The 12,593-nt window shown below is 71.2% G+C and carries 12 protein-coding genes and 1 pseudogene; 5 read left to right on the top strand and 8 right to left on the bottom strand.

Annotated features, from left to right (window positions below; translation table 11 throughout):
- Window positions 1-115: 115 nt before the first annotated feature.
- The 6 genes from DEI82_RS14305 to DEI82_RS14280 all read right to left on the bottom strand — a co-directional run bounded on the left by DEI82_RS14305 (window position 116) and on the right by DEI82_RS14280 (window position 5,600).
- Window positions 116-1,153, bottom strand: coding sequence for a hypothetical protein (locus DEI82_RS14305; RefSeq protein ID WP_146242930.1), 1,038 nt, complete (start codon window positions 1,151-1,153; stop codon window positions 116-118).
- A gap of 200 nt (window positions 1,154-1,353) precedes the next feature.
- Window positions 1,354-1,575: a cold-shock protein gene (locus tag DEI82_RS14300; protein WP_111037368.1), complete on the bottom strand. Its 222-nt coding sequence runs from the start codon at window positions 1,573-1,575 to the stop codon at window positions 1,354-1,356.
- 105 nt (window positions 1,576-1,680) lie between these two features.
- Entirely contained in the window at window positions 1,681-2,790 is a 1,110-nt protein-coding gene (locus DEI82_RS14295; protein ID WP_181435230.1) for an acyl-CoA desaturase, read from the bottom strand.
- A 212-nt stretch (window positions 2,791-3,002) separates the two neighbouring features.
- Entirely contained in the window at window positions 3,003-3,482 is a 480-nt protein-coding gene (locus tag DEI82_RS14290; RefSeq protein ID WP_111012799.1) for a hypothetical protein, read from the bottom strand.
- A 200-nt stretch (window positions 3,483-3,682) separates the two neighbouring features.
- The gene (locus tag DEI82_RS14285) at window positions 3,683-4,564 is read right to left on the bottom strand and encodes an NmrA/HSCARG family protein (protein ID WP_181435229.1); all 882 of its coding nucleotides are present in this window, start codon (window positions 4,562-4,564) and stop codon (window positions 3,683-3,685) included.
- An 85-nt stretch (window positions 4,565-4,649) separates the two neighbouring features.
- The gene (locus DEI82_RS14280; RefSeq protein WP_111027411.1) at window positions 4,650-5,600 is read right to left on the bottom strand and encodes an alpha/beta hydrolase; all 951 of its coding nucleotides are present in this window, start codon (window positions 5,598-5,600) and stop codon (window positions 4,650-4,652) included.
- 112 nt (window positions 5,601-5,712) lie between these two features.
- On the opposite strand from DEI82_RS14280, the gene DEI82_RS14275 reads away from it, so the two are divergent.
- Window positions 5,713-6,060, top strand: coding sequence for a hypothetical protein (locus tag DEI82_RS14275; protein WP_111037366.1), 348 nt, complete (start codon window positions 5,713-5,715; stop codon window positions 6,058-6,060).
- 66 nt (window positions 6,061-6,126) lie between these two features.
- Here the strand turns inward: DEI82_RS14275 and DEI82_RS14270 are convergent, their stop codons facing one another.
- Window positions 6,127-7,005 carry an aldo/keto reductase gene (locus DEI82_RS14270; protein ID WP_111037365.1) on the bottom strand — a complete coding sequence of 293 codons (879 nt, stop codon included), beginning with the start codon at window positions 7,003-7,005 and terminating at the stop codon, window positions 6,127-6,129.
- A gap of 162 nt (window positions 7,006-7,167) precedes the next feature.
- Here DEI82_RS14270 and DEI82_RS14265 point away from each other — a divergent pair, with 162 nt between their 5' ends.
- On the top strand, window positions 7,168-7,758 hold the full coding sequence (locus DEI82_RS14265) for a YdcF family protein (protein ID WP_181435228.1): 591 nt from the start codon (window positions 7,168-7,170) through the stop codon (window positions 7,756-7,758).
- Window positions 7,759-7,943: 185 nt separating this feature from the next.
- Here DEI82_RS14265 and DEI82_RS16020 read toward each other — a convergent pair whose 3' ends face one another.
- Window positions 7,944-8,285 (bottom strand): hypothetical protein, encoded by a 342-nt coding sequence (locus tag DEI82_RS16020; protein WP_181435227.1) that lies wholly within the window; start codon window positions 8,283-8,285, stop codon window positions 7,944-7,946.
- Window positions 8,286-8,295: 10 nt separating this feature from the next.
- On the opposite strand from DEI82_RS16020, the gene DEI82_RS14260 reads away from it, so the two are divergent.
- The 3 genes and pseudogenes from DEI82_RS14260 (at window position 8,296) to DEI82_RS14250 (ending at window position 12,578) form a co-directional block, all read left to right on the top strand.
- Complete coding sequence (locus DEI82_RS14260; protein WP_146242927.1) at window positions 8,296-9,249, top strand: hypothetical protein; 954 nt, start codon at window positions 8,296-8,298, stop codon at window positions 9,247-9,249.
- Window positions 9,250-9,342: 93 nt separating this feature from the next.
- A pseudogene (locus tag DEI82_RS14255) lies at window positions 9,343-11,006 on the top strand (ABC-F family ATP-binding cassette domain-containing protein).
- Between the two features lie 57 nt (window positions 11,007-11,063).
- Window positions 11,064-12,578, top strand: coding sequence for a PQQ-binding-like beta-propeller repeat protein (locus DEI82_RS14250; protein ID WP_111037363.1), 1,515 nt, complete (start codon window positions 11,064-11,066; stop codon window positions 12,576-12,578).
- Window positions 12,579-12,593: the final 15 nt, after the last annotated feature.

Genomic DNA, 12,593 nt, shown 5'->3' with positions numbered 1-12,593 from the left:
GGCAGGGGGAGCCTGCCGTTCTCGGCGAGCGGCCTCCCGTGGGTCGGTCAGCGCTGGCATCGCCCGGAGGGCCATGCCAGCGGCCACGCGCACGCGGGCCGGGAGCAGCAGCGCGTCACCGTCGGTAGAGCTCGCGCCGGACGCGGACCGCGTAGTCACGGAGCAGATCGAGTTCGACGGAAGCCTCGTCCCGCGGCTTCGGGTCGAACACGCACACGGCGCCCACACGCGTGCCGTCGAGCGTCTCGAGCGGGTACCCGGCGTAGAACCGCACGGCGTTCCGCGGCAGTGGCCGCTTCGCCTGCCAGGCGTCCCCGACGACGAGCGGGCCGGAGCCGAGCACCGTCGTCCTGCAGAACGAGTTCTGCAGAGGACTGCTGCCGACCGGGAACCACCGGCCGGCCTTGGTCCACTGCCGGTTCTCCGGGATGAAGGTGATCGCCGCACCCTCGGTGCGGAAGACCCGCGCCATGCTGTCGACGACGCGGTCGAACCGGGCCTCCCGAGCCGTGTCGAGGATGTCGAGCTGGTCCACCGCCTCGTACCGCTCCTGGCACGGCTGAGGCGCGTCGCGGTGCCACTGCGGGCTCCGCGCAGTGGCGCGCTGATGTGCGAGGAGCGCCCTGGACACCTCGAGCACCCGGGGCAACCCGTTCATCGTCGTGCTGTCCACGGCCAGGATGACGACCTCGTCCCGTCCCGCCTGCAGGGCTGCGGCGAGGTCCGACTGGTCCTCGCGGTGGGCGAGCACCACGATCACCTCGGTCGTCGGCAGCAGTCGCTGCCGGAACCGGTCCACCTGCTCGAGGAGGTCTGCCGCGGCCGCAGCCACGGCCCCGGCGGAGGTCCGTCCGTGGATCACGCTGTCCGTGAGGGTGACGACGACGACGTCGTAGTTGACGCACCGCAGCATGGTCGCTGCAGCAGCGAGCGGCTCACCGGACCAGGCCGACCACGACACGGCCGTGACGTCAGCCCCGCGGCCGGTCATCGCGGCGAGCGCATCCGCCGTGATGCGGGCGCCCTGGTCGAGGGCGCTGCCGGGCGGGAACAGCGCGTCCCCGAACACGAGGACGCGATCGGGGTCCAGCCCCGTCGCTGATTCCGTGACGACCTTCGCGGTCGTCGGTCGAAGTGCTGCGAGCGACGTCATCGTCATCTCTCCTGATCGAAATGCGGTGATCCGAGCCGGTGGTGTTGCCGGCCCACCCCTCACGATAACGAGCCGAACCGGGGCCTGAGAGGCCTCGCAGGAACCCAGATCGGGGGCCATGGCCGAGAGCGATGACGTATTCGGTCCGTGCGCTTCGTCCGGCGTCCGCAGCGCTCGTCATGCGCGTGCGACGGTGGGCGTCAACGGAGCGGGCGGATGTTCTCGGCCTGGGGTCCTTTGTTGCGTCCCTTCTTCCCCGGACCGAGGTCGTACTGCACGCGCTCGTGGTCGTTGAGGACGCGTTCTCCGCTGGCCGGGACGATGCTGGAGAAGTGGGCGAAGACGTCATCGGTGCCGTCGTCGGGGGTGATGAAGCCGTAGCCCTTGGTGTTGTCGAACCATTTCACGGTGCCTGTGGGCATGTCGTGCCGGCCTGATCTCGGATGGTCGAGCCGGGCACGGGATGCAAGTGGTCCGGAGGGACCTCGACCGGGATCACGCGGATGGGCCGGGCGAGGCTGGTGTGGTCAATGGATGCGGAGTTCCGCGACCATGGGGCATGCGAACGGGTCGCGGGCGGAGAGACCGACGCGGTTGAGGTAGCGGACGACGATGCCGTAGCTGCGGAGGAGCGTGGTCTCGGTGTAGGGCACATCGAGTGTGTCGCAGTGGTCGCGGACGAGCAGACGGGCCTGCTTGAGCGCCGGCCGCGGCATGCTCGGGAACAGGTGGTGCTCGACCTGGTAGTTGAGGCCGCCCATGAGGAACGACACCCACCAGCCGCCGCGGATGTTCCGGGAGGTCCGCACCTGTCGCGAGAAGAAGTCGACCTTCGCGTCGTGGGCGATGGTGGGCATCCCCTTGTGGTTGGGCGCGAACGAGGCACCCATCATGATCCCGAAGACGGCGAGCTGGACGCCGAGGAACGCGCACGCCATGCCGAAGGGCAGGAACCAGAAGACGGCCGTGAGGTAGAGACCGAACCGGACCGCGAGGAGTCCCGCCTCGAGCCAACGGTGCCGCACGTCCGCTTTGGTGTCCTTGCCGGTGGCGACCGAGCGCACCGCGAGCCAGTGGAGGTTGATGCCCTCGAAGGCGAGCAGCGGGAAGAACGCGTAGCCCTGCACCCGCATCAGCCACCGCAGGGGCCCCCGCACCTCGGCAGCGTCCTCCGGGAGGAACCGGATGGTGTCCGGCGCGATGTCCGGGTCCTTGCCGACGGTGTTCGGGTTCCCGTGGTGCCGGGTGTGCTTGTTCATCCACCAGGAGTAGCTCAGCCCCACCAGGAAGGTGCCGATGTAGCGGCCGGCGCGGTCGTTCCACCGTTGTGAGGTGAAGATCTGGCGGTGCGCGGCCTCGTGGGACAGGAACGCGAACTGCGTGAAGATCACGCCGAGTGCGGCGGCGACGATGAGCTGGAACCAGGAATCACCGAGGAACGCGAACGCGACCCATGCAAGGGTGAGCGTGCCGGCCAAACTGCCGAACAGCGACCAGTAGAAGCCGGTTCGGCGTCGGAGCAGGTGGTGGTCCTTCACCTGCGCGAGGAGCGCGGAGTACGTCGACGTGCCGGAACGGCCGCCGGAGCTGGGGCGGGTGCGGGTGTATCCCGCGACGATCGGATCGGTGGTCGTCAAAGGACCAGCCTTCCGTCAGGATCGGTCCTTCAACCGGTGCAGCAGAGTTCACGCAGTCGCGCTTGGTCGTGACGATACGCGACCGACATGCGAGTCGGCCTTCCCCGGGGTGCGAGTCCGGCCCCCGTACGATCCGACCGGGAGGCGCCCGCCGCGGCGGTGGACCAGGCGCCGGCTCCGCTGCGGCGGAAGCAGGTCGGCCGAGCCGAGTGTCAGTGGAGGCGCCAGCGAGCGACGACGAACTGGTCAGGGGACATTCCTGCTGCCACGGCCGCATCGAGCCAGGCGATCTGACTCGCTGTCGGTGCTGTGCGTCCACGAACCGTCTGGTAGAACACGACGTCGCCCTCATGGCCCGCAGCGACCGACCAGGCGCCGGCCCAGCTGCCCCGCTGCTCGGCGATGCGTTCGAGCGCTGCCCTGGACGGTGCATGGGAGACGGGGTCCTGGATCTGGTCGTGCCGGCCCAGCCTCGGGTCCCAGCACGACATCATCTGGGGACGGTCATCGTGGCTGTCGTGCCGGAGCTCGTCGAGCCACCGGGCGTCCCACCCGTACGCGGTCGCCATGGAGGCGACCGCGAGTTCCACGAACATCGGCTCGATCCGCCGGCTCACGACCGGCTTCCTCCCGTACGCGTCGGCGATGGGGGCACCAGTCCACTTCGGGAACGCCACCTCCACGCTCGGCACGACGTGGGATCCGAGGTGCTCGTGAGAAGTGGGACTGAGAGTGCGAGGGTAGGCGGACATCCCTCGAGCCTAGGCAGGTGCGCATGTGGCCCTGGCCAGGAGCGGCTCTGGTCGCCGTCGACGACATGGAGGACCTCGGGTCCGCCGCGGGGCCGCCCGGCTCCCGCTGCGCCTCGCGGACACAGCGGGAGCCGGATCGGTCACGCCGCTGCCGGGTCCTGTGGGCGACGGCGCTGCGTCTCGAGCCAGCCTCGCAGGTCGGCAGCCTCGGGGACGATCTTCCGCGTCCCGGGTCGATCGGCCAGGTATGACGGCGAGGTCGCGAACCAACTGAACATGGCGTGCATGTCCGCGTCGGAGGCGAGGACCTCCACCGGGAGCGCCTCGAACCGCGCTTCGATGCCGTAGACCTCGCCGATGGTGGCGGCGACCTGGTCCATCGTGAGTTCGTCGCCGGCGATCTCGATGGCCGAGCCGGCCAGCAGGTCCGGGTCGAGCAGCAATCGCGCCGCCGTGCGGCCGACGTCACGGACGGCGATCATCTGCATCGGCAGGTCGGCCGGCATCGGGAACCGCAGCACGAAGTCGTCGGCGTCGCTCGTCGGCAGCTGTTGGAGCAGGTTCTCCATGAAGAAGGCCGGTCGTACGAAGGTCGCCGGCACGTCCAGCTGTTCCAGGCGCTCCTCGACGCGACGCTTGCTCTCGAAGTGGGGGACGCCGGTCTTGCGCTCGGCGCCACCGACCGACGAGTACACGACCCGTGGGACGCCGGCACGGGCGGCGGCGTCGGCGACCGTGATCCCACGACGGGCCTCCCCTTCGGTGCCGTCGGGGCCTTCGAAGGTGGTGAAGAAGAAGAGTCCTGCCGTGCCGGCGAGGGCGCGCTCGAGCGCATCGCGGTCCTCCTGGTCCGCGGCGACGACCTCGACACCGCGGTCTCGGAGGGCGGAGGCGGCATCGGCGTCCGGATGGCGGACGAGGGCGCGCACCGGGGCTCCGGCGGCGAGCAGCTCGTCCACCGCTGCTGATCCCTGGTTGCCTGTCGCGCCGATGACGGCGAAGGGGGTTCGAGAACTGGTCATGATGCTCCGATCAGAGATGGCGTCGTCGGTCAACGCCGGATGGGTTGGTTGTTCCGGGACAGCGGGGACCGCCGTCGGGGGGGGGTCAGAGAGAGGAGAGGACGCGGATCCGGTCGGCGAGCGCACGGCCGGACACGTCGGCATCGGGCGCGATCGAGTCGAATTCGTGCGGAACGCCGGGGCGCAGGTGCAGCTCCACCGGAACACCGGCGCGGCTCAGGGCGGTCGCGTAGGCGGTGTCCTCGTCGCGGAAGACGTCGAGTTGACCGACTTCGATGTAGGCGGGCGGCAGCCCTGCATGGTCGTCGAGACGTGCGGGAGCAGCGGTCGCCGGGACATCCGGGCCGCCGGCACGGTCACCGAGCAGCGCGGGCCAGGCGGTGCGGCTGTCGTCGTACGACCAGATCAGGAACGGTTCGATGTGCGGATCCGGGGTGGTCGTCCGGTCGTCGAGCATCGGCATCAGCAGGATCTGCTGTGCGATGGCCGGCCCGCGCCGGTCGCGGCTGAGGATCGACACCGCAGCCGCCAATCCACCGCCGGCGCTGTCACCCATGACGCCGATCCGGTCGACGTCCACGCCGAGCTCGTCCGCGTGGGTGTGCAACCAGGTGAGCGCTGCGTAGCCGTCCTCCAGGGGGGTCGGGTAGGGGTGCTCGGGGGCGCGTCGGTACTCGACGGACAGCATCGACACCCCGCTGAGCGACGCGTACCGGGCGACGGGGCCGTCGAACTGCTCGATGTGCCCGAAGATGTAGCCCCCACCGTGGAAGAAGATCGCGGCGGGACCGGGCTCGGCACCCTCCTTCACGTACCAGCGCGCGGTGATGGTCGCGCCGTCCGCCGTCGGGATCGTCCGTTCGGTCACGGTGACGTCGGGCGAGGCCGGGACCGCGTCGCTGGCGGCTGCCAGGATCGGTTCCCACATCATCCGCCGTCCCTCGACGTCTCCGACGGCGGGCAGGGTCATCGACGCCATCGCTTGCCCCATCGGAGCCATTGCGATCGCGACTTCGGGATCCAACTCGAGTGCCATGAGCGCGCTCCTGTGCTTTGCGAATCGTTGCTTTACGAATCGTTTGCTTCGGATTCGAAGCAATGCCAGAACCGTAGCACTGCTTCGAAGCTGAAGCAAGTGGGATCACGGCATGGAGAACGCGTCCCCTCGCATCGATCCGGCGCACCTCGACGCGTACTTCGCGCTGATCGAGGTGAGCAGCCTGCTGCGACACTCGGTCGAGCAGCAGCTGCGCGACGCCGCGAAGCTCAGCTCCGTCCAGTTCCAACTGCTGGCGACGCTGGGCGACCGATCATCGGGCAGCGCTCGCGTGACGGATCTGGCAGACGGCGTGGTCTCCAGCCGCAGTGGCCTCACCTCCCAGGCGCTCGGTGCCGTGTTGGGGAAGGTGCGCGCGCACGTGCGCAAGAACCCGCCGCGATCCGCCAGCGGCCGCGGCAGCCGCCCCGGTTCCTCTGGGACCGGGACAGCCGGGTGAGCGCGATCGGCGACGCTGACAGGGCCGTCCGAACGACTGCCGGCATGCCCGGGAACTCGGAGCCCCTCAGAACTCCTCGTGCGTCCGGGGGTCCTGCCCGCTGACCCTGCCGTCGGGGCGTGCGAGCCCGGACAGCGCAGCGACCTCGTCCTCGCTCAGCTGGATCGCGAAGACGTCGAGGTTCTCCGCCTGCCATGACGGGTCGGCCGCCCGGGGGAGCGGGATCACGCCGAGCGTGACCGACCAGGCGAGGACGATCTGCGCGGGGGAGACCGCGTGCACCTCGGCGATGCGGCGTACCACCGGGTGCTCGAGCAGGTCGGTACCGCGGCCGAGCGGAGACCAACCCTCGGTGAGGATCCCGCGCCGGGCGTTCTCGGCCTGCAGGTCGAGCTGCGGGAAGTACGGATGCACCTCGATCTGGTTGACGGCCGGCGCCACCCCCGTCTCGTCGATCAGACGGTCGAGGTGGTCCGGCAGGAAGTTGGACACGCCGATCATCCGGGTGAGCCCGCGCTCCCGCGCCTCGACGAGGGCGCGCCAGGCTTCCGTGTAGAGCCCGACCCGCGGGTTCGGCCAGTGGATGAGCACGAGGTCGAGGTGGTCGAGGCCACTGCGGAACAGGCTCTCCTCGACGTACTGCAGCGCGAGGTCGGCGCTGTGGGCACGCCCCGGCAGCTTCGTCGAGAAGACGACGTCATCACGGGGCACCGGAGCGGTGCGGAGCGCACGGCCGACCGTGCCCTCGTTGTCGTAGATGAACGCAGTGTCGAGCAGGCGGTAACCCAGCCCGAGTGCGGAGGTGACGGCTGCGACGCCGTCGCTGCCCCGGGCCTCCAGGCTGCCGAGCCCGATCGCGGGGAACGCGAGACCGTCGGCGGTCCGGCGCCGCGGTGCCACCGCGGCCGGTTCCGGTCGGAACGCACGCTGCTCGTCGTCCTGCATGCCGCGCTCCTGCCCCTCACCTGCGCGACGCGGTGTCGCCGCTTCGATCATCCAACCGCGTCGCGCGCTGCTCCGCGCCTGGACACGACGGATGCGCTGGACGCGACGGATGCGCCGGACGCGGTGGCGGTGGCGGCCGTGGCCGATGCGACCATGGGTGCCGTGACAGCGCGCGCTCCCCTCGGGTTCGTCGTCGGCCTCGCCGCGATCGTCACGGGCGGGCTCGCCGTCGCGGAGGCCCTCACCTGGTTCGCATCGCGCGACCTGACCGCGGACGGTCCGGACGACGGCGCCGAACTCGTGGTGGTGCTCGGGTACCGGTCGAGTCCCCGCGGACGGACGAACGCGATGCAGCGCTGGCGGACCGGGATCGCGCTCCGCAGTGTCTCCGACCACGGACGCCTCGTGTTCACGGGCGGCCCGACGCGGGGCGTGCGGTCGGAGGCCTCCGTGATGGCGGAGGAGGCCGTGCGCCGGGGCTTCCCCGCCGATCGGGTGGTGCTCGAGGAGGAGTCGCGGACGACGTGGGAGAACGTCCGGAACACGGTGGACCTGCTGCGGACCGCGGACACGATCCGGTTCGCCTCGAACACGTTCCACGCGCGGCGAGCGCGCCGCTACCTGACCCGGCAGGCGCCCGAGCTCGCCGGTCGTCTGCGCCCGGCTCGTGACTTCGTCTGGGGGGAACGTCCGGTGCTCACGACGTTCCTGCTCGTGTACGAGCTGGTCAGGATCCGCCTGCGACCGTCGTGACGGCGCGTCCGAACCTGAACGCATCTGCGAGTTCACTCAGGTCCAGGTGCCCCCCGAACGCGTGACGTACCCCGAAACGGCGCGGTAGGCTCCCCAGGTCCCGTCACTCCGGGCTTCTCGACCTGAGGAAACGCCGTGCATCGGGGGGACGAAAAACCGTTAGCGTTCCCTCCGCTCACGACCTTTCAGGGAGGGGACGAGCCCATGGAGATCAGGAACTCGAAGCAGGACACCAGCCACGGCTTCCAGCGGCGCGCATCAGGGCGCGCCGCGGAACCCGGGAGTCGCGTCCGGACGCGCGGGATCGTGTCGGCCCTCACCACGGCCGTCATCGCATCGATCGCGCTGACCGGATGCGCGACGAACACCAGTGCGCCCACGCCGGCCAGTGGCGCCGGCCGATCGGCGACATCCCACACCGCACCCGGCGCGATCCGGACCGGAACAGCCTCCACGGGCACCGTCCGGGCCGCCATCGACGTCGCGCGTTCCACGACGGCGGGCACGCCCTCGCCGAACGTGGTCACGACGGCCGCAGTGTCGACTGCCGAGCACGGCAAGGGCGTCTCGCCCGGCGGCGTGTACGAGAACACCATCAACCGCATGTCCGCGAGCGGAGCGCTGTCGGTGTTCACCGACATGCGGTCCGTGGGCGTGCAGTGGGTGCGGCTCGACTACAACTACGCCGGGTCGGTCAGCGCCCACGGTGGCGCCAGCGACCAGACCATCCAGCAGGCTCGCAAGGCCGGACTCGACGTCACCGTGGTCCTCGGGGACGGCACGACGACCATGCCCGAGTCGGCCGGGTTCACGGCGAAGAACGGCTGGCTGACGTCGTCGGTCAAGCGTCTGGCGTCGATGGGCGTGCACCACTTCGAGGTCGGCAACGAGGTCAACCTCGGCGCCCAGTGGGGTGGGAAGGCGAACCCGACGGCGTACGTGGGGCTCCTCAAGACCGTCCACCCGATCATCCACGCGGCCGATCCGAGCGCCGTGGTGCTCATGGCGGGCATGGCGCCCTACGGCAAGCAGGCACCCGGGAGCGTCGCCCAGGGGAACAACTACAACCCCATCGACTTCATCCGGCAGCTGTACAAGCAGGGCGGACACGGGTCCTTCGACGCCGTGAACCTGCACCCGTACACGTACCCGGCGATGCCGACGGCCGCGGACGGCGGCTACAACATGCTGTCCGTCCTGCCGGACCTGCTGGCGCTCATGAAGCAGCAACAGGACGCCAGCATGCGGATCTGGTGGACCGAGAGCGGGATGCCCACCGGCCCGGACGGCGGGTACCCGACGTACACGGTCGCGCAGCAGCAGCAGACGATCACCCAGCTGTTCCAGGTCGCCGCGAAGTACCCGCAGGTCGGCCCGGTCTTCCTCTACGACTGGCAGGACGGTGGGGTGGACGGCGACTTCGGGCTGTACACGTCGTCGCACCAGAAGAAGGCGTCCTACGCGACCTTCGCCGCGGCCACCGCGAAGTAGCGGCACCAGCGCTGCGGCACCGGGCCCGCACCGCACTGCACCACACCCGGGGGAGCGCCACGATCGCGTTCCCCCGGGTGGGAGCATGAGCAGATGACCGCCACGCTCGTCGCCAGGACCTCGCCGGTGGGCACGCCGCTCGCACCCTCTTCGACTCGCTCGACCTGACCGTCGCGCCCGGGGACGTCATCGGCGTCGTCGGCGTGAACGGGGCCGGCAAGTCGACGCTGCTCCGCCTGCTCGCCGGGGTCGACGAACCCCTGGCGGGGTCGGTCGCGCTGTCGCCGAAGGACGCGTTCGTCGGCTGGCTGCCGCAGGAGCACGAGCGCGTCGAGGGCGAGACGATCGGCGGGTACCTCGCGCGACGCACCGGATGTGCGGCGGCGACCGCGGCAATGGACGACGCCGCCGCGGCGCTCGCCGAGCCCACCGCCGGTGACGCTGCTGGTGACGACTACGCGGTCGCGCTCGAACGGTGGCTCGCCTCCGGTGCGGCGGACCTCGACGAGCGCATCCCGGTCGTCCTCGCGGATCTCGGACTCGACGTCGACACCGGCCACGGCTCGCTCACGGTCGACTCGGCGATGACGTCGCTGTCCGGAGGCCAGGCGGCACGGGTGGGCCTCGCGGCGCTCCTGCTGTCGCGGTTCGACGTGGTGCTGCTCGACGAGCCGACGAACGACCTCGACCTCGACGGCCTGGCCCGGCTCGAGGAGTTCGTCCGGGGCCTGCGCGGCGGTGTGGTCCTGGTGAGCCACGACCGGGAGTTCCTGGCGCGCTCGGTCACGGCCGTGCTCGAGCTCGACCTGGCCCAGTCGTCGCATCGGCTGTTCGGGGGCGGGTACGACGCGTACCTCGAGGAGCGCGCGCTCGCCCGGCAGCACAAGCGGGACGCCTACGAGGAGTACGCGGCGACGAAGGCGGACCTCGTGGCCCGCGCGCGCACGCAGCGCGAGTGGACGAGCCAGGGCGTGCGGAACGCCATGCGGAAGAGCCCCGACAACGACAAGCTCCGCCGGAAGGCGTCGGCGGAGTCGAGCGAGAAGCAGGGGCAGAAGGTCCGCCAGATGGAGTCACGGATCGCCCGGCTCGACGAGGTCGAGGAGCCCCGCAAGGAGTGGCAGCTCGAGTTCACCATCGGCACGGCACCGCGGTCGTCGTCGGTGGTCGCGACGCTGTCCGAGGCGACGTACGTGCAGGGCGACTTCACGCTCGGTCCGGTCTCGCTCCAGGTGGCCGCGCGCGACCGCATCGGGATCACGGGTCCGAACGGCGCAGGCAAGTCCACGCTGTTGCGGGCACTCCTCGGCGGGCAGGAGCCGACCTCCGGCACGGCGTCCACCGGGTCGAACGTGGCCGTCGGTGAGATCGACCAGGCGCGCAGGCGGTTCACGGGCGCCACGGCGCTCGCCGAGGTGTTCGAGAGGCTCGTGCCCGAGATGTCCACCGCCGAGGTGCGGACCCTCCTGGCCAAGTTCGGGTTGAAGGCCGACCACGTCGGTCGCGCCGCGGGGGAGTTTTCGCCGGGTGAGCGGACGCGCGCCGGTCTGGCGCTCCTCCAGGCCCGCGGGGTGAACGTGCTCGTGCTCGACGAGCCGACGAACCACCTGGACCTCCCCGCGATCGAGCAGCTCGAGCAGGCACTCGACGCCTACGACGGCACGCTGCTCCTGGTGACGCACGACCGCCGCATGCTCGAGACCGTGCGACTCGACCGCCGTTGGCACGTCGAGGAGGGCCGGGTCACGGAAGTCTGACCAGCGGGCGTACCGACGGGGACCGGTCGGGCTACCCTCGGCGCCGAGGAGGGCTCGATGACGACCCATCACGATCGAGACCGACGGCGCGGGGTGCGCCTGCGCACGCTGGTCGTGCCCGTCGCCGTGCTGCTGCTCGCCGGGTGCACGGCCGGGAGGCCCTCCGTCGCGCCGACGACACCGCCTCCGTCCGCCGGAGCGCCTGCTGGTACCGCGCCGACGAGATCGGACGGACCGTCCGCCCCGTCCGGACCGTCGACGGGGACGGGACCGTCCCGAGCCGCCGCGTCCGACTCGTGGCCGAGCTACCACGGCACCGCGACGCTGACGGGTGCGGTCCCCGCCGGGGCGCCTCTCGACCACGCGACGCGGAGGTGGTCGGTCGACCCCGGTGGCACCGTGCAGGGGCAGCCCGTCGCTGCGGACGGACGCATCGTCGCCGCCACCGAGCGGAACCGGGTCGTCGCCCTCGACCCGACGACCGGGCACGTGCTGTGGTCTCGGACGCTCGGCACACCGCTCACGCACGTCGCCGCCGTGGCGGGCTGTGGCGACATCGACCCACTCGGCATCACGAGCACGCCCGCGATCGACCCGGCGACGCGCATCGTGTACGTGGTCGCCGAGGTGGACGCCGGCCGGGGCGTCGTGCACCACGTGCTCTCGGGGCTCGACCTGGCCACGGGGCGGACGGTGCGGACCGAGGACGTCGACCCGCCCCTCCCGGCCGGCGAATCGCCGGTGCACCTGCTCCAGCGGGTGTCCCTGGCCGTGGCGAACGGCCGCGTCTACGTCGGCTACGGCGGCAACGCGGGGGACTGTGGGCACTACCACGGCTGGGTCGTCGGGGTGCGCGAGAGCGGCGCGCCGGACCCGGTGTCGTTCGAGGTCGCCCCGGACGGCGAGGGCGGAGCGGTCTGGGAGTCGGGCGGCGGCATCGCGGTCGGTGCCGACGGGCACCTGTTCGTCACGACGGGCAACGCGAACCCCGATCCGCCGCAGGGCGGCCCCGATCCCGAGCGGTACACCGAGAGCGTCGTGGAGCTGTCCCCGGGCCTCCGGCCGCTCGCCGCGTTCAAGGACCGCGTCGCGGGCGGCGACGAGGACCTGTCGACGAGCAACCCCGTGCTGCTCCCGGGTGGGCTCGTGTTCGCCGTCGGGAAGACGGACACCGCGTTCGTGCTGCGGCAGGGAGACCTGTCGCAGGTGACCGCGATCCGCCACGTGTGCGGCAGCGACCCGGACGGCGCACCCGCGTTCGACCGCCGCACGGACCGCGTCTTCGTCCCCTGCCGAGGCGGCGGGATCCAGCGGGTCGACCTCGCGACGCGGACGCTCGGACCCCGACTGGCGGGTGCGAACAGCGGGCCGACGCTGATCGGCAGTGACCTCTGGGCCGTCGAGTACCCGACGGGGACCGTGTCGGAGTGGGACCCGCGGTCCGGGCGCCGACTGCAGACCCTCCACACGGGGACGGCATTGCCGACGTTCGCGACGCCGACGTCGGTGGACGGCCTCCTGCTCGTGCCCACGGTCCATGGTGTGACGGCGTTCGCCGGGCGGCCCTCGTAGCACGCGGCGTCCTGG

This window comes from Curtobacterium sp. MCBD17_019, assembly GCF_003234555.1.
In the GTDB taxonomy this organism is placed as follows: Bacteria; Actinomycetota; Actinomycetes; order Actinomycetales; family Microbacteriaceae; genus Curtobacterium.
Note: the sequence above shows the minus strand (reverse complement) of the source record. Positions and strands in the feature narration are given on the sequence as shown.